A 17,207-nucleotide genomic window follows, 5' to 3' on the forward strand; every position below is an offset into this window, starting at 1 on the left:
TTTTTCTATTAAAACTTCACAAGTTCTATTCCTTCAGGCAACTCGCTCTCTGTTAAAATACGCAATTCTTTCACCCGATCCATTACATAAGAAGAACGCTTCACAAGCTCTGGATCAATATACGCTGGATGAACCATAATTTCTACCGTTTGTTCACCCTGTACTCTTTCTTTTAACTTCACAAAGTAATCTTCCGTCACACCATCTGCGTAAAAGTCACTGTAAAATACGTCAGAAAACGGACGTACTGCTCGCTCTTTCTCACAACGACGAATCGGAACATTATACGTAGCCGCTAATCTCTCAAGAACATCGTGCAAGATCGGTAAGCCATGCACATGATGGTGACTATCTAAATGAGTTGGTGTTAATCCGTAAGATAGGAATTTCTCAATTTGAGCAGTCCATTCTCGCTCGACTTCTTCTGGGTTTACCTTCCCTTCCCATACGACACTTTGTTTATGAAACAAACCATCGCTACTTACAAGTGATGGTACGTCTCCAAGAAGCGGTTTCCCTGCTGTTAATACGAGATGTACGCCTACTCCGAGTAAGTTATGCTCTTTCGCTAAGCGTACCGCATGCTCTGTTCCTGGCATATTCATCATCATCGTCGTTGAATTTACAAGTCCATTTATATGCCCATCAATAATGCCGTAATTTGTACCTTCTGTAAGACCAAAATCATCTGCATTTACAATTAATTTAATCATCGTAATACCTCCTAATAGAATAAAAAAAGCGGGCTAAATAGCGCCGCTTTATTTCTCTACCTTTTTAAAGAACTGTGGAAGATGTTCTTTATGTGCTTCCAACATTTCATCTAAAATTTGTTTTGCCACTTTATCTGATGGTACAAGTGGATTAATTGTCATAGCAAGCAGCGCTTTATGATAATCCCCTGTAACAGCAGCTTCAATTGTTGTGCGCTCAAATGATTTAATTTGCTGTACTAAGCCGCGAACTGGTACTGGAAGATCTCCAACTGCAATTGGCTTTGGACCTTCTTTCGTAATAATACAGTTCACTTCAACAGCCGAATCATGCGGTAAGCTTGCAATTGTTCCGTTGTTTCGTGTATTAACAGGCTGGATATCACCTTTATTATTGTAAATAGACGTAATTAAGCTACATGCTGCGTCACTATAATAAGCGCCGCCACGTTTTTCTAATTGTGGTGGTTTAATATCTAAGTTCGGGTCTTTATATAACTCGAATAAATCATCTTCTAATTGTTTTACTACTTCTGCACGTGTACCTTTTTCAACCGAAGCTTCTTTCTCTTCTTCTAACATTTCACGTGTTTTGTAGTAGTAACGATGGTATGGACATGGAATTGCACGAAGGCCTCGAATAAAGTCTGGCTCCCAGTTAAGCGCTGCAATATTTTCCATCGTAATTTGCTTTTCTGGATCTGTTACAAGCTCTAACACACGATCCATTACACTTACGCCATCTAAATATACGTCTAATCCGTATACCATGTGATTTAAACCTGCAAAATCAACGTGGACACGACTTGCATCTACTTCAAGTAATTTTGCAAGACCCATGCGAATTCCGATTGGAACGTTACATAGACCAACTACTCTTTGAATATTTGTATAACGAAGGACAGCTTCTGTTACCATACCAGCTGGATTCGCAAAGTTAATTAACCATGCATTCGGACAAAGCTCCTCCATATCCTTACAAATATCTAAAATAACAGGAATCGTTCTCAATGCTTTGAATAAACCTCCAGGACCATTCGTTTCCTGACCGATTACATCATATTTTAATGGGATTGCTTCATCTTTTGCACGAGCTTCTAATAAACCTACGCGAAGCTGCGTTGTTACGAAGTCAGCATCTTTTAATGCTTCGCGGCGATCAAGCGTTAAGTGTACCTCAATTGGTAAACCAGATTTTTTCACCATACGTTTCGCTAAGTTGCCAACGATTTCTAATTTTTCTTTTCCTGCCTCAATATCTACTAACCAAATTTCACGAACAGGAAGCTCATCATAACGTTTAATAAACCCTTCAATTAACTCTGGTGTATAACTAGATCCACCGCCGATTGTAGCAATTTTAATTCCAGTCATGCTTTATTCCCCTTTCGCTTCTAATTTTTTATAAAGGTCAATAAATTCTGCCGCCAATTCTTTTACTGTAATCGCATTCATTAAATGATCTTGTGCGTGAATTAAAAGAACACTAACCTCTGTTTTTTCTCCTCTTGCTTCTGATTGTATGAGCTCTGTTTGGAAATGATGCGCTTCATTAATCGCTTCTTTCGCCTTCACCATTGCTTCATCAGCCTCTGCCATTTTCCCCTGTTTGGCAAATTGAAGTGCCTCCATCGCAAAGCTTCGTGCATTACCACTATTTAAAATTAATTGGAATGGAATTTGTTCTGCTGTAGTCATCATAATTACCGTCCTCTCTATTATGGTTCAACCGATTTAAATACCCCTTCAGTTTGAACATGTCTATTAAATTATTATTTTATGAATGATAGTTTGGTGTTCTTGTAGATGGGTTTCATCTTTTTGAACATGGTATAAAGGTGATTGTTCTCACAGACAATATTGTCTGCGAGAACAACCTTTATGTTACATAGGTACAGAGTTGTTATTTCCTTGTGCTGCTGCTTTTTCAGTACGAACAACAGAACGATCGCATAATACAACGAATGGATAATAGATTACCATCGCAATTACAAAGTTGAATAACTGTAGGAGTGCACCTGAAAGATGTCCACCTGTTACAAGATAACCACTAATAATTGGTGGTGTTGCCCATGGAATCATCACAACTGTTTTTGGTACCCAGCCAATAGATATAGCTGTATAAGAAGTAATTACTAATACAATTGGTGTTATGATAAACGGTAAGAATAAAATTGGATTTAAAATAATTGGTGTACCAAAGATTACTGGTTCGTTAATGTTGAATGCACCAGGTCCAATTGATAGACGAGATACACCGCGTAATTGTGCACTTTTCGCTACAATTAATACAACGACTAAGAACGCTAATGTTGCACCAGAACCACCAAGATATACGAAAGTATCAAAGAATGGTTTTGTAACAATGTTTGGAACATCAAATGCAGATGTACCACCTTGGAATAACTTCATGTTTTTCTCTAATGCCGGTAAGTATAATGGCTCAATAATACCACCAACGATATTTGGACCATGTAAACCGAAGAACCAAAGAAGATGAACAAGGAGTACAATGACAATTGCACTTGGTAATGTCCCTGCTAAACTTTGCAGTGGTGATTGAATCGTATTAAAGATAAATTCATGAACACTTGTACCAGCTAATTTCACCGCTAATTGAATACCTGCAACTACTGTTAAGATAACAAATGCCGGAACTATAGCTGCGAACGATCTTAAAACTGCTGGTGGTACTCCATCAGGCATTTTTAAAGTAATGTTTCTTTGTACAAAGAAACGGAATACCTCAGTAACAAGGAGCGCCACAATAATTGCTACGAATAACCCTTGTGCACCTGTCCAAGCTAAGTTCAATCCGCCTTCTTTCGGTGTTGTTGGCGTAAGAATAATTAACGCACCAAATGAAATAATACCTGCTGACAAACCATCAACGCCGTAAGATTTTGCTAAGTTATAACTTGTTGTAAATGCTATGATTAGTGCTAGAATCGCGAAAGAACCAGTCCACATTCCACCGCCAACTTGTTTCCACGTTTCACCAAACAAACCTTTCATGAAATCTTGGAAAGCTTCAGACGGAAAACCATTAATTAGTGATGCCAGTGCACCAACTAAAATAAGTGGCATAACTGCAATAAATCCATCACGGATCGCAGCTAAATGACGTTGCGATCCGATTTTACCAGCGACAGGAACAATATATTTCTCCATGAATGCAATAAACTTTTGCATTTCGCTTCCCCCCTAATTATTTTTTAAGTGTTAATGCGTGATCTAAAACTGCTTCTCCATTCATCATGCCGTAGTGCATTGGATTAATAACATCGATTCCAACATTTCTCTCATCAGCAAGCGTTTTCATAGAAGAAAGCATGTAACGAACTTGTGGTCCTAGTAATAATACATCTGCTTGATCGATATTTGTTTTTACTGCATCCCCAGATACAGCCCAAATCTTTCCTTCTAGACCGCGAGCTTTTGCAGCCGCTTCCATTTTTGTAACTAGTAAACTTGTAGACATCCCTGCTGAGCAACATAATAAAATATTCATTTGAAAATCCCCCTTGTGTAGTATAAAAAATTTATGTTTTATTTATTTTTCTTTACGCTATTTATTAATGCAATTAGCGTGCCAACTTTTTAAAACCACTAAAATCAGTGCTTTTTCGAGCATTTCCTTTGTGTGTTAACGCTTTCAATTAGTGTGTCACCAAAAAAACACACAGTGTGTTATAAAACAACATTCTTTTAACACATAACTGTATGAAAATAGATTAGTGTTTAGTTGTCTAGTTGTATTTAAAACAAAAAACACTAAAAAATTTTTTAACATGAAAATCTAGTAAAAAAATAAACCTCTCTTGAACACACTCTTCTATCTATTGTCCAATCAAACTCTACTAAATTACATAGAATAGAATAAAATAACACAATTCGAAAGGGGATTCCTATGCCAAAACATAGAAAACAGAACAAAATAAAGATTTATAGAATAACAAGCTATAAAAAAGACAAGCGTTCTGAATTAGACTCTGACAAATTTGAACTAGGACTAGAACAAGAAGAAATAGAAAATAAGCAGGATAAACAAGACAAGCAGAACAAACAGGACAAACAAGACAAACAGGACAAACAGGACAAACAAGACAAACAGGACAAACAAGACAAACAAGACAAGCAGGACAAACAAGACAAACAAGACAAACAAGACAAACAAGACAAACAAGACAAACAAGACAAACAAGACAAACAAGACAAACAGGACAAACAGGACAAACAGGACAAACAAGACAAACAAGACAAACAAGACAAACAGGACAAACAGGACAAACAGGACAAACAGGACAAACAGGACAAACAGGACAAACAGGACAAACAGGACAAACAGGAACAATTGGAACCTATAATAGAAACAAGTTCACACAACTTAGATGTATGGGATGCAATTTCTCTACAACAGATAGAAAATGGCGAGCATACAAGTTTATTTGCACAACAAAGTAATTATCAAAATATTACTTTGTTACAAGTAAGCGATGTTCGTTTATATTTGGACAAGCAACTACAATTTAGTTCCGTCGATGAGCAAATTTATCATGAAGCACTCGTTCATCCAATTATGTCAAAGGTAATTGACCCAAAACGTGTTCTCATATTAGGTGGTGGCGATGGCCTTGCTTTACGAGAAGTTTTGAAATATGAAACTGTGCTACATGTAGACCTTGTTGATTTAGATGGGTCGATGATTGATATGGCTCGTAACATTCCTGAATTAGTTTCTTTGAACAATAGCGCATTTTTTGATAATCGTGTGAATGCACACGTATGTGATGCAAAGGAATTTCTGAATTCTCCTTCCTCTTTATACGATGTAATCATTATTGATTTTCCAGACCCAGCGACAGAGTTGTTAAGTACTTTATATACAAGTGAACTTTTCGCTCGTATCGCTACGTTTTTAACAGAAGATGGCGCATTCGTCTGTCAATCTAATTCACCTGCTGATGCACCCCTTGTATATTGGAGTATCGGTAACACAATTGAACATGCTGGATTAACTGTGAAGAGTTATCATACAATCGTTCCTTCTTTCGGAACTGACTGGGGATTTCATATTGCGGCTAATTCTGACTATGTACTCGATCAAATTGAGCAATTATATGTTGTACCAACTCCACAAACATTACCTTCTCTTCTTTCTCCCTTATTTCAATTTAAAGAAGAACATCTCGAACAGCGTAATCTTGCCCTTTTAAATTCAGAATCAAACCTTATCCTACATCAGTGTTATAAAAAAGAAATGGAGTTTTAACGATATTATAGTGAGGAGTGCTACCTTATGGAATACTCTACTTTCGGTAAGCATATAATAGTAGATTTATGGGGAGTGGACTTTTCCCTATTAGATGATGTTCACTTTTTAGAATATCATTTAGTTACCGCTGCTGATCACTCAGGTGCCCATGTTTTAAACGTAAGTGCAAAAGAATTCGAACCGCACGGTGTTACTGTTTTAGTTTTACTATCAGAAAGCCACCTTTCTATTCACACTTATCCAGAAAAAAACTTTGCAGCCATTGACTGTTATACGTGTGGTACGACCGTTGAACCGCAAATAGCGATTGATTATATCGTGAGTATATTAAAACCAAATGAGATGAATATAAAAAAACTAATTCGTGGTATAGGGGAGATTGTTACTACCGATTAAATATCAACCTTACTCATTTGTAAAAAGGAGGATTGTTACTACCATCAGTGGAACGAACATTCCACTGATGGTACAGAAACATATATATCTTTTTCACCTTAATCGATGATTTAATTTTGTGATTTTTCGCTTCCAATATAACGTCATCATAAACCATATAATGAAGTAAATAACAATAAAACTTCCTATGCAAACAAGAATCGGACCGAAACGATTTGGAACCCAACCAATCCAAATGGCTGTAGGCAAAAATGCCCCTAGTAAAACAATAAAGTGAGTCATCGTCTGCTTTAATATGCTCCATTCTTCTTTTTCAAAAATAAATGAAGCGAAAGAGAAGATAAGTCCTACTAAATTTGCCGTAACTAAATACATAATTAATGTTTTTGTTTCCACTGTTTCCATTCCTTTTACATAACCAATCCATAAAAACAACAAACTATATAACATCGCCATCCCGAATCCAAAAGCTATTTTATTAACAATTCTCTCAAACATCTTTTAACCTCCTCCTATATTTAAAGCCTCTTTAATGAGCGGTACATATTTTCTCGAAACATATTCTTTCATTCCGTTAGAAAAATGAGCACACATACTTCCACTAAAAGACATTTCAAAGCTTGTGACATGACCTAAGTTTGCAAGTATCGACTTAGAAAATCTAGCAAACCGCTTTCCAGCTAACTGTTCCTCTAACTCATATAAACGGGCTTTCACTTCCAGACTCCCTTTCCTTGTCTTCGCCATTACTTTTCGTCCTTCTGTATAAAACCAAAAAATATCATTTAAAGATAATAAATAATACTGCTGATCTAATACACCGACAATTTGATTCACATTCCCTCCTTCAATTATTTTTAAAATCTGCTGAATTTCATCTGTTACTTCGCTTGTCTTTATAATAATTTCTACTTCTTGTTTTGATGGGTCCAATTCGATGCGAACTTTCATCTATTCCCCACCCCCTTTACAATTTCATTTTTACATAAACTTGGAAATAATAAATATAATCCTGCGTAAGTGGTTTTTGTTTCATCATAACTGTCTCTTTATACAACATAAAAAAACCTTGCATACGCAAGGTTTATTCAGACATTGACATCTTCCTATATAATTCTACAAATTCACTCGCTAATTCCTTCACCGTAATTGCATTCATTAAATGATCTTGCGCGTGTACCATCAGAAGGGTAACTTCGGTCTTTTCACCACCAGCTTCTTTTTGTATGAGATCCGTTTGTACACGGTGCGCCTCTTTTAATTCCTTTAACGCTTCTTGTAATTTAGCTTCTGCTTCTGTAAACTCTCCACGCTTTGCACAATCAATTGCTTCCATTGAACAACTTCTCGCATTTCCCCCATGCAAAATCAAATGAAAAGCTTTCGTTTCTATCGTATCCATTTTAGTTCTTTACTCCCCCTTTTCTTCCGCTACTTTTTGTTTATCCCATATTTTTAAGAACGGTAAATAAATGAAGAATGCAAGCGCAAAGTTAACAAGTTGTAAAACAACACCTGAAAGTTTCCCGCCCGATCCTAAATATCCACTAAAAAGAATCGGTGTCGTCCAAGGTACAGCAGCTCCGCTCGGACGAGCAACTAATCCCCATTCCATTGCAAAGTAAGAAACAATTGTTAACACAACTGGAACCAATATAAATGGAATTAATAAAATTGGATTCATGACAATCGGCATCCCAAAAGTTACCATCTCATTAATATTAAATATACCAGGCGCAATTGACAATCTACCTATACTTTTTAATTGCTGACTTCGGGCAAATAATAACATTCCTACAACTAAAGCAAGTGTTGCACCGGAACCGCCCATATAAATCCATAAATCAAAAAACTGTGCAGTAATCGTATTTGGTATATCTTGCCCTGCTTGGTAAGCAACTCGGTTTTGATCCATTAACGACAACCAAACGGGACTCATTACACCACCAACAATAGTAGCTCCATGAATTCCACATGACCAAAGAACATGAACGAGAATAACAGCTATTATTGCGCCCCAAAGACTAGCACCAAGTACACTAAGTGGTTCCTGTAAAATTTGCCCTACAATATTATGGATACTGCCAAAAGAAGTATTTTCTATAATTAAACGTAAAATCCAAACAACCGTTACAACAATAAATCCTGGAACAAGTGCGGCAAATGAACGTGTCACAGCTGGTGGAACTGTCTCTGGCATCTTTATAATTATCTTTTTTTGTACAATAAACCGATAAAGCTCAGTAGATATAAGTGCAATAATCATTGCTACAAATAACCCTTGGCTTCCCATTAATGCAGCTGGGATAGCACCTTCTACAAGTACACTCTCTTTTGTACTTGGTATAATATATGCAACTTGAAATGGCGTCGCAAGTAAAAACGTCACAAGCGACAATGCCCCGCATGCTAAAGCGTCCACTTTATAATATTCTCCAAGTCTGTAAGCGATTCCAAAAACAGCTATTAAAGCCATTATATTAAAAGTTGCACTAACTGGATACCCCAAAGCCCTCTGCCAATTCTCCCCAAACAAACCGGCCATAAAATCATTATAACCTGGTATTGGTAAAGCACTAATGATGAGGAAAAATGATCCTATAATTAAGAAAGGCATCGTCAATACAAGTCCATCACGAATCGCTAGCAAGTGCCTCTGTTCTGCAACCTTCCCTGCTACTGGCATTACATATCTCTCTAAAAACCGTATCATCTATCCCACTCTCCTCATGGTTTCATTGACAAAGCTGCTTGTAAGATAGCTTCTCCATTACAAAGTCCGTAATGGACAGATTGAATGACATCAACAGGTACTCCCTTCTCCTTACATAACTCTTTCATTTTCGGTAATAAATAACGTACTTGTGGTCCAAGTAAAAGTACATCAGCTTCATCTATGTGACTATTTACTTCAGAACCTGATACTGCCCAAATCTTTACCTCTATTCCTCTTGCCTCTGCTGCTTTCTCCATTTTCGTAACAATTAAACTGGAAGACATTCCCGCTGCACAGCAAAGTAAAATATTCATCCCTTTTCCCTCCCCTTTTTCCAAACCTAAGTTACGGTGCATCCTTTGCCACCACTAGGTTACAAATATATATGTCTAGATTTCCTGCTGTATGCCGAGCTTAAAAACAAAAATTTCTCGTTTTTCACGCTATTCCATCTATCATTATTCTCCTAGTAAAGAGGACTTTAACTCGCTATAATAATTCAGTATGATTTTTTTAATTGATAGGAGGATATATTTATGAAGGCATATCGCTTTCCACTTATTTTATTATCTTCTATCCTAATTGGTGGTTTCATTGGTTATTTCATGGGTGCCGATGCAGTTGCTTTAAAGCCGCTTGGTGACATTTTCTTAAACTTAATGTTTACGATTGTTGTACCGTTAGTGTTCTTTAGCATCGCGTCATCTATTGCTAATATGGATGGATTAAAACGTTTCGGTAAAATTATGTCTAGTATGGCTGGGACTTTCTTATTTACAAGTATTTTAGCTGCTATTTTTATGATTATTGTCGTGAAGGTATTCCCGCCAGCACAAGGTGTTGTATTAGAACTAACGCAGCCTGATAAAGCTGAAAAGGCAGTTAGTGTTGCAGATCAAATCGTCGGTATTCTAACAGTATCTGACTTCTCAAAGTTACTATCTCGAGAAAATATGTTAGCACTTATTTTCTTCTCTATTTTAATGGGGGTTGCAACTTCAGCAGTTGGTGAAAAAGGAAAACCATTCGCTACATTCTTACAAGCTGGTGCAGAAATTTCGATGAAAGTGGTATCTTTCATTATGTACTACGCTCCAATCGGACTTGCTGCTTACTTCGCAGCATTAGTTGGTGAATTTGGACCACAACTTCTTGGAACTTACTTCCGGGCAGCAATGGTATACTATCCAGCGTCTCTCATTTACTTCTTTGTATTCTTCACTTTCTATGCATACCTTGCAGGTCGCAAACAAGGTGTACAAGTATTTTGGAAGAACATGGTCTCTCCTACAGTTACATCTCTTGCAACTTGTAGTAGTGCTGCTAGTATTCCAGCGAACTTGGAAGCAACGAAGAAAATGGGTATCTCGTCTGACGTTCGTGAAACAGTTGTCCTTCTTGGATCTACACTTCATAAAGACGGATCTGTTTTAGGCGGCGTATTAAAAATTGCTTTCTTATTCGGTATTTTCAACATGGAATTCGAAGGACCGAAAACATTAGCAATCGCACTTGTTGTTTCTCTATTAGTAGGAACAGTAATGGGTGCTATTCCAGGCGGCGGTATGATTGGTGAAATGTTAATCGTTTCTCTATACGGATTCCCGCCAGAAGCATTACCAATTATTGCAGCAATTAGTACAATCATTGATCCTCCTGCAACAATGTTAAACGTAACAGCAGATAACGCTTGTGCCGTAATGACAGCTCGCCTTGTAGAAGGTAAGAACTGGATCAAAAACAAATTTGCTTAATAGATAGAAAGAGGATGCTCCTAACGAGCATCCTCTTTTTGTCGTTATTTGTTGATAAGTCGATATCCCTTGTCGAAACGTCGATATATTGAAAAAATCGTCGATATATTTGAAGTTGTGATAGATATATCCGAAAAATCGTTGATATAATCTCATTCATTTCCTCTCGCCACAAATTTGTTAAAAACTTCACAAATATTCCACACCTCTTATCCATTCCCCGTACTATAATCATGTATGGAAAAGGAGATGGAAATAATGACACAAAGCGCACCAGAATTTAAAGTTTTGCAAAGCATTGCATTCCTCGCTGTCGTTTTGCAAAGTTCTTTATTATATACAATGAATCAAGGACATGTTTTACTTGAGCAATCCCTCATTATGGGCATGCTATTTAACCTTGCAAAATTTTCAGCACCTGCATTCATATTTATCGTTGGATTTCATTTAATTCGTCACTATACAAAGCAATTAGTATACAAAGAATATATTTCTGAAAAAGCCGCACATTTACTCATTCCTTATTCCTTCTGGTCTATTCTTTACTTATTAACAACAAACGATATGATCACATTACAAAGCGGGATAAAAAGTGTATTACTCGGAACGGCCGCACCTCATCTTTGGTACGTAATTATGATGTTCCAAATTCACTTATTGTTCCCTTTGCTGTGCACACTATTTTATTGGTTTCAAAAACGAACAGAAAATAAAAAAGACATATATAAATATATGACCATCTTTGCTTCTCTATATTTCCTCTTAATGTGGTATTCTTCTCACTACATTTTTAATGGAGAAAAATTGACTAGCTCAACCATTTTACATTATACAGATCGTTCTTTCTTCTTCTACTCGTTCTATTTCGTCATGGGAGGAATCGCTGCTGTCGCACTAAAAACGTGGCGTACATTTGTTATGAAACATATCCCACTTATCACAATATTATTTTTCATCTTATTTTTATTCATTAATTATGAGTTATTTAGTTTTTACGGAGCAAACTCTATTCATTTAACCGTTTCGACTTATTTAAAACCGTCTATGTTTTTATATATCGTATGCGAAATTATTATACTTTACGTGCTATCTATTACAATCGTACAGCGACGCGGTTTTTTATATAAAGCTTTACGATTTATCGGGAATTACACGTACGGTGCTTATTTAGCTCACTTTTTCTTCTTGCAACTATGTACAAAATTTCTTTCTTTATTCACACTGCAAGAAAACACAATATTATATAGTCTATTATTATTTACAATAACGGCCACAATCTCAATTTCAGCAATGGTCATTTGCAGTACACTACCTCTTCATACGTGGATTACAGGCCCTTCTCCTACGACGAATGTGAAATGGGCGAAGATTGTACTTCGAAAAAATCATGAAAAAGTATTCAAACCATATCTTTGATATAATAGAATTCCATACAAGAAAAGAAAGTAGGACACACCTATGATTAATCAAATTGGACAAATTATGTTATATGTAAATAACCAAGACGAAACAGTACAATTTTGGACAGAAAAAGTAGGGTTCCAAATCATCGCTGAAGAAAATAACGGAAAAGGATTTCGCTGGATTGAAATCGCTCCAGCAAAAGATGCAGGCACAAGCATCGTCCTTCACGATAAAGCGTTAATTGCGAAGATGCAACCTGAATTAAACTTAGGTACTCCTTCACTTATGTTCTTCGCTAATAATTTAGATCAACTGTATAAAAATCTTTCTGAGAAAGGTGTTACAGTTGGACAAGTTGTAGATTTGCCTACTGGTAGAGCATTTAACTTCGCTGATAATGAAAACAATTACTTTGCGGTAATGGAACGCAAATAAAAAAGAAGCTATCCGAAAAACCGGATAGCTTCTTTCATTTTAGGAAACTTGTTCTGCATTCGTTTCCTTATGTTGTATATGGCTCGTAATCCAAGCAATTCCCCCCGCAACAACGAGATAGCATAACAATATTAAAATTTGTATTTGTAATTGCGACCAATCCCCTAAAGAGATCACATCTTGCAATCCTCTAAGAGAATGGGACATTGGGAGAAATTGTCCAATCTTACTAAGAACAGCTATATTTAATTCTCCTGGGAAAGTCCCCCCGCTCGTCGCTAATTGCAAGACGAGAAGCGTTACCGCTAAGAACTTTCCAACGAGACCAAATACCGTTACTAACATAAGAATAAATGTCATGAACGTAAAGGAAATAACAATACTTGATAAAATAAAGAGTGGCACACTTGCAACTTCTAATTTCATAACTCCTAGCACAACTACATCTACTAGTAATGCTTGAATAAGTCCAATTACATATACTAATCCTAATTTATTAATAAAATGTACCGTTCCGCTTACCTTCATATTTTGTCTACGGCCAAGAGGTAAAATATTCGATGCCATAATTCCGCCAACATAAAATGCAAGTGATAAGAAATATGGTGCAATACCTGAACCGTAATTAGGTACATCAGAAACTGTCGACTTCACTAATTGAACTGGCTCTGAGAACATCGTATTGCGTGTATCATCATTGCGAACATCCGCTATCTTCTCTGCTCCATCTCCCAATTTCGTAGAAAGTTCTTTCGCGCCATCGTCAAGTTTAACAAGTCCGTTCGTTAACTGATCAGCACCATGATTTAGTTCTGTTCCACCACTCGCAAGGTGATTTACACCTTCTTGTAATGTTGTAAATCCACTTCCCCACTTCGTAAATCCATTAGCTAAATTCGCAGCACCATCTGCAATCTTTTTCGTTCCAGTAGTAGCCTCATTTAACTTAACTCCAAATGTATTCATGCCTTCTTCAATCTTATGTTGACCGTCAGCAAGCTTCTTCGCGCCTTGCGTCAATTGTTGTTGGCTATTATTTAAAGAGTTTGTTGCTTTAGCTAATCCATTAGAAGTAGCAATAATCTTTTGAAAGGCAGGATCTTGTTGCACTTCTGGATGACTTTCCACGTACTCTTCTAATTGTTGCTTTACACTATTTGCTGCATTGTCCGCTTTCACTTGTCCTTCAGCAAGTTTCTCACTTCCGTTCACCCATTCGTTTGTACCAGCACTTAATTCACTAATCCCTGATTGTAAAGTTTTTTCACCTTGCGTCAATAACTCCATCCCACTATGAAGTGAGATCGCTCCTTGACTTAGCTCATTTGCTCCACCAGTTAAGGCTGATTGGCTAGCAGCAAGTTTTTCACTTCCCTCTTTCACTTTTGATGTCCCGTCACTTAAACGATGAATACCATCTGCAAGCTGATTGGCCCCATTTCTTGCAGATATCGTTCCTTCATGTAACTTCTCAGCGCCATTACTTGCATCACTCAATCCTTGCGCTAAGTCTTGAAACTTTGAAAAGACACCTTCTGTATAAGATTTCGTAATACTATTTGAAATTTTTGTTTTCATATTTTCAACAGCTGTCGTTCCAATTTGAGCTGCTACAAAGTTTTTACCCGGATTTACTTTGTACTGAAGTTGTGCTGGCTCTGGTTTCTCATCCATAAGTGTACTTACCTTTTTAGAGAAATCCTTCGGAATCGTAACAACCATATAATACTTATCTTCTTTTAACCCTTCATCAGCATTTTTTTCTGATACGAAATGAAAATCTAGTTCCTTATTCTCTTTTAAATTTCTTACAAAATCGTCTCCCGCATGAATTGTTTTTTCATCCATCGCAGCACCCTTATCTAAATTTACAATCGCAACAGGTAATTTATCTAATTTTCCATATGGATCCCAATATCCAGCTAAAAAGAATCCTGAATAAATTAAAGGAACGATTAATAAAAAAATTAAAGCGATACGTCCATGTTTATGGTGCCACATCGCTTTCCAATCTTTAAATATAAGTTGAATTCCTTTCATGAAACATACTCCTTCTCCTAATTTTACACCATTACAATGGTTTAACAGATTTACTATACACGCCACTTTCCATACTGTATAATACATCTTTAATTATCAATTCATTCCTTTTGGTCTATAGAAAGGAGAGTCAAAATGGAACTTCTTCAACTAAAATACTTTCAGACAGTCGCACGATTAGAACATATGACAAAAGCGGCTGAAGAATTGCATATCGCACAACCTTCGCTCAGCAAAACAATCGCTAGATTAGAAAAGGACTTAGGCGTCCCGCTATTTGATCGCCAAGGTCGACAGATTACATTAAACTCTTTTGGGAAAGTATTTTTAAAACGAGTAGAGCGCATTTTTCATGAATTAAGTGAAGGTGAACGAGAAATTAAAGATTTAGCTGAATTACAACAAAGCTCTATTACACTGGCAGTTTCTATTCCGAGAATATTACCAGAACTAATCGGTTCTTTTTTACTAGAATATCCTAACGTTCGATTCCAGCAGTTTCTCGCATCTACTCCTTCTATGAAACGACAACTAGATAATATAGAAATTGACTTTTGCATTTCTTCTGTGCCAATTGAAGGCGAGGGAATTATGTGGGAACCACTTATTACAGAAGAAATTTTCTTAGTCGTCCCTTCAGGTCATCGTTTATCAGGACGCGACAGTATCCATCTGCATGAAGTAAAAGACGAACCATTTATTAGTATGAACACTGGTTACGGATTTCGGCACTTAACGGATGAATTTTGTAAGGAAGCTGGCTTCACTCCACATATCGCTTTTGAAGTAGATGAACCAACCGTAATTAGCGACCTTATTAAGCAAGGCCTCGGCATCGCCTTTGTTCCAAGTTTAACTCTATTAAAAAACTCTACTTTAGCATTAAATAAGTTGCGTATTATTGAACCCGTTTGTAAGCGAACGATTGGCTTAAGCTGGTCAAAAAAACGTTACTTATCGAAAACCGCTCAGCAATTCCGTGAATTCGTGATTGATTACTTCTCCAATATTAGGACGTAAAATTATATCAACAAATAAAAGATGCCATCCCCATAGGGTGGCACCTTTTATTATTCACTCTTCTCTAATTCCATTTCCGCTAAAAGTGGTAGTACATTATCAAAAATATGCGTATTGTTATTTTCGCCTGTTACGTATCCACCGTAATATCTACTAAATACGTTGTCATTTCGGAATGTGGCCATATGATCATATAATTCCTTTGCAAACTTTGTATCACCTGTGTGTAGTACGTACAAAATCGTTAGTCCGTAAGCGGCTGGCGATTCATAGTTCACAGTTTGTTTTCCCGTTTCTAAATTGTAACGACCGTATAGCTTGCCGTCCTCCTGGAATTTCTTCTTTATAAATTCCAAATAAGCATCTGATGAAAGACCACCTAAACTCCGGTGATATGCAACGTATGATTGGTCGATTAGATTCACTTCTTTATCGTACGTAAATGTACCATCTTCTTTATACTCTTTCGGGAATGCCCAGCCATTCCTTGGATAATCCGCTAAAAATTGAACGACTTCCTGATATTGCTGATCAGAAACTTTGCCGTACTTCTTCATATAGGAGAATGCGTGCGGATTTAAGTATGATGTCGTTGCAAAATTATTTTGTTTCCCTGCATCTGCATCATAATAATCAACGTAATAATTATCTTTCTTATTATAGCGAATTACAGCGTCACTCAATTGATCTGCCAAGTTTTTATAACGCTCTTCCTTATACATTTCATAAGCACGATATAATTGCTCTATAATACGAAGATCATCTATAAGTGCATTGGTAGCCGACTGTATTTCTCCCTTTTCAGAGATTTTCCATACAACGATTTGATCCTTATGTACAAAGTTATTTTGAATAACCTTAACTTGTTCATCGAATAACGCTTGATCGTCTTTATCGAGTGTATATTGTAGCCATAGTCCTGCTGATTCCGATAAAGCTTCACGGCCTTTCGCTTCACCCGTACCTGCCTTTGTATCCCCTAAACGATATGTAGCAATTGTCCCATTTTCATTCACCATATGTCTCAAAATAAAATGTTCTGTACGGTTTCCTTGTATAGCTGACCAAAATACAATTCCACCTAAAGCGATTAAGAGAATAACTCCAATCCCTATATATAAACGTTTCCGCAATCTATTCACCTCCCTAATAAGGCTAGCCTTAATTTTACCAGAACATACGTAAAATTAAAAAAGACAATCTATTAGATTGTCTCCCTTCCTCTATCTCTCACAAGCCTCTTTAGAAGGTCTATATAGCGATTCTACAAGTCGATCATATTCACGACGCGTAATCTCTTTATTATACAGCTTCAATAATAAATCTCTATGCTCTTTTGAAAATGCCATCTTTTTAATGACTTCAGGATACATAAAACATCCTCTCCATTTCACATAAACTTCTTCACCCTGGAAAATAGAACTTATGTTCGCATAAAAGATTATAAAATATTC

General features: G+C 36.7%; 19 protein-coding genes. 6 read left to right on the forward strand and 13 right to left on the reverse strand.

Annotated features, from left to right (window positions below; translation table 11 throughout):
* Positions 1 to 8: 8 nt before the first annotated feature.
* The 5 genes from chbG to ACUXEY_RS08605 all read right to left on the reverse strand — a co-directional run bounded on the left by chbG (position 9) and on the right by ACUXEY_RS08605 (position 4,224).
* Positions 9 to 713: a chitin disaccharide deacetylase gene (gene chbG / locus ACUXEY_RS08585; RefSeq protein ID WP_429602351.1), complete on the reverse strand. Its 705-nt coding sequence runs from the start codon at positions 711 to 713 to the stop codon at positions 9 to 11.
* Positions 714 to 761: 48 nt separating this feature from the next.
* Positions 762 to 2,087, reverse strand: a complete 1,326-nt coding sequence (celF, locus tag ACUXEY_RS08590; RefSeq protein WP_000145748.1) for a 6-phospho-beta-glucosidase — start codon at positions 2,085 to 2,087, stop codon at positions 762 to 764.
* Between the two features lie 3 nt (positions 2,088 to 2,090).
* Positions 2,091 to 2,414: a PTS lactose/cellobiose transporter subunit IIA gene (locus tag ACUXEY_RS08595; RefSeq protein ID WP_000989055.1), complete on the reverse strand. Its 324-nt coding sequence runs from the start codon at positions 2,412 to 2,414 to the stop codon at positions 2,091 to 2,093.
* A gap of 183 nt (positions 2,415 to 2,597) precedes the next feature.
* Positions 2,598 to 3,905 (reverse strand): PTS cellobiose transporter subunit IIC, encoded by a 1,308-nt coding sequence (celB, locus tag ACUXEY_RS08600; protein ID WP_429602352.1) that lies wholly within the window; start codon positions 3,903 to 3,905, stop codon positions 2,598 to 2,600.
* 16 nt (positions 3,906 to 3,921) lie between these two features.
* Complete coding sequence (locus ACUXEY_RS08605) at positions 3,922 to 4,224, reverse strand: PTS sugar transporter subunit IIB (RefSeq protein ID WP_001023569.1); 303 nt, start codon at positions 4,222 to 4,224, stop codon at positions 3,922 to 3,924.
* 399 nt (positions 4,225 to 4,623) lie between these two features.
* Between ACUXEY_RS08605 and ACUXEY_RS08610 the strand changes: the two genes are divergently transcribed.
* Together ACUXEY_RS08610 and speD are read left to right on the forward strand one after the other, a co-directional pair.
* Positions 4,624 to 5,985, forward strand: coding sequence for a polyamine aminopropyltransferase (locus tag ACUXEY_RS08610; RefSeq protein WP_461300470.1), 1,362 nt, complete (start codon positions 4,624 to 4,626; stop codon positions 5,983 to 5,985).
* A 27-nt stretch (positions 5,986 to 6,012) separates the two neighbouring features.
* Positions 6,013 to 6,384 carry an adenosylmethionine decarboxylase gene (speD, locus tag ACUXEY_RS08615; protein WP_000456841.1) on the forward strand — a complete coding sequence of 124 codons (372 nt, stop codon included), beginning with the start codon at positions 6,013 to 6,015 and terminating at the stop codon, positions 6,382 to 6,384.
* Between the two features lie 93 nt (positions 6,385 to 6,477).
* Here the strand turns inward: speD and ACUXEY_RS08620 are convergent, their stop codons facing one another.
* The 5 genes from ACUXEY_RS08620 to ACUXEY_RS08640 form a co-directional block, all read right to left on the reverse strand.
* The gene (locus ACUXEY_RS08620; RefSeq protein ID WP_210625416.1) at positions 6,478 to 6,882 is read right to left on the reverse strand and encodes a DUF3021 domain-containing protein; all 405 of its coding nucleotides are present in this window, start codon (positions 6,880 to 6,882) and stop codon (positions 6,478 to 6,480) included.
* A gap of 3 nt (positions 6,883 to 6,885) precedes the next feature.
* Complete coding sequence (locus ACUXEY_RS08625; protein WP_461300471.1) at positions 6,886 to 7,335, reverse strand: LytTR family DNA-binding domain-containing protein; 450 nt, start codon at positions 7,333 to 7,335, stop codon at positions 6,886 to 6,888.
* A 133-nt stretch (positions 7,336 to 7,468) separates the two neighbouring features.
* A complete protein-coding gene (locus ACUXEY_RS08630) occupies positions 7,469 to 7,786 on the reverse strand; it encodes a PTS lactose/cellobiose transporter subunit IIA (RefSeq protein WP_376906654.1) in 318 nt (105 codons plus the stop codon).
* A 9-nt stretch (positions 7,787 to 7,795) separates the two neighbouring features.
* Entirely contained in the window at positions 7,796 to 9,097 is a 1,302-nt protein-coding gene (gene celB / locus ACUXEY_RS08635; RefSeq protein WP_461300472.1) for a PTS cellobiose transporter subunit IIC, read from the reverse strand.
* 14 nt (positions 9,098 to 9,111) lie between these two features.
* Positions 9,112 to 9,414: a PTS sugar transporter subunit IIB gene (locus tag ACUXEY_RS08640; protein WP_001023539.1), complete on the reverse strand. Its 303-nt coding sequence runs from the start codon at positions 9,412 to 9,414 to the stop codon at positions 9,112 to 9,114.
* Between the two features lie 222 nt (positions 9,415 to 9,636).
* On the opposite strand from ACUXEY_RS08640, the gene ACUXEY_RS08645 reads away from it, so the two are divergent.
* The 3 genes from ACUXEY_RS08645 (at position 9,637) to ACUXEY_RS08655 (ending at position 12,693) form a co-directional block, all read left to right on the forward strand.
* Positions 9,637 to 10,854: a dicarboxylate/amino acid:cation symporter gene (locus ACUXEY_RS08645; RefSeq protein WP_000649373.1), complete on the forward strand. Its 1,218-nt coding sequence runs from the start codon at positions 9,637 to 9,639 to the stop codon at positions 10,852 to 10,854.
* Positions 10,855 to 11,112: 258 nt separating this feature from the next.
* Positions 11,113 to 12,270: an acyltransferase gene (locus ACUXEY_RS08650; RefSeq protein ID WP_461300473.1), complete on the forward strand. Its 1,158-nt coding sequence runs from the start codon at positions 11,113 to 11,115 to the stop codon at positions 12,268 to 12,270.
* Between the two features lie 42 nt (positions 12,271 to 12,312).
* Positions 12,313 to 12,693, forward strand: coding sequence for a VOC family protein (locus ACUXEY_RS08655; RefSeq protein WP_461300474.1), 381 nt, complete (start codon positions 12,313 to 12,315; stop codon positions 12,691 to 12,693).
* Positions 12,694 to 12,732: 39 nt separating this feature from the next.
* Here the strand turns inward: ACUXEY_RS08655 and ACUXEY_RS08660 are convergent, their stop codons facing one another.
* Positions 12,733 to 14,733: a YhgE/Pip family protein gene (locus ACUXEY_RS08660; protein ID WP_461300475.1), complete on the reverse strand. Its 2,001-nt coding sequence runs from the start codon at positions 14,731 to 14,733 to the stop codon at positions 12,733 to 12,735.
* Positions 14,734 to 14,868: 135 nt separating this feature from the next.
* On the opposite strand from ACUXEY_RS08660, the gene ACUXEY_RS08665 reads away from it, so the two are divergent.
* Positions 14,869 to 15,753 carry a LysR family transcriptional regulator gene (locus ACUXEY_RS08665; RefSeq protein WP_461300476.1) on the forward strand — a complete coding sequence of 295 codons (885 nt, stop codon included), beginning with the start codon at positions 14,869 to 14,871 and terminating at the stop codon, positions 15,751 to 15,753.
* 50 nt (positions 15,754 to 15,803) lie between these two features.
* Here the strand turns inward: ACUXEY_RS08665 and ACUXEY_RS08670 are convergent, their stop codons facing one another.
* Positions 15,804 to 16,886 carry a transcriptional regulator gene (locus tag ACUXEY_RS08670; protein ID WP_461300477.1) on the reverse strand — a complete coding sequence of 361 codons (1,083 nt, stop codon included), beginning with the start codon at positions 16,884 to 16,886 and terminating at the stop codon, positions 15,804 to 15,806.
* A gap of 90 nt (positions 16,887 to 16,976) precedes the next feature.
* The gene (locus ACUXEY_RS08675) at positions 16,977 to 17,126 is read right to left on the reverse strand and encodes a hypothetical protein (protein ID WP_166702754.1); all 150 of its coding nucleotides are present in this window, start codon (positions 17,124 to 17,126) and stop codon (positions 16,977 to 16,979) included.
* Positions 17,127 to 17,207: the final 81 nt, after the last annotated feature.

The organism is Bacillus sp. F9_6S_D1_P_5, assembly GCF_054823925.1.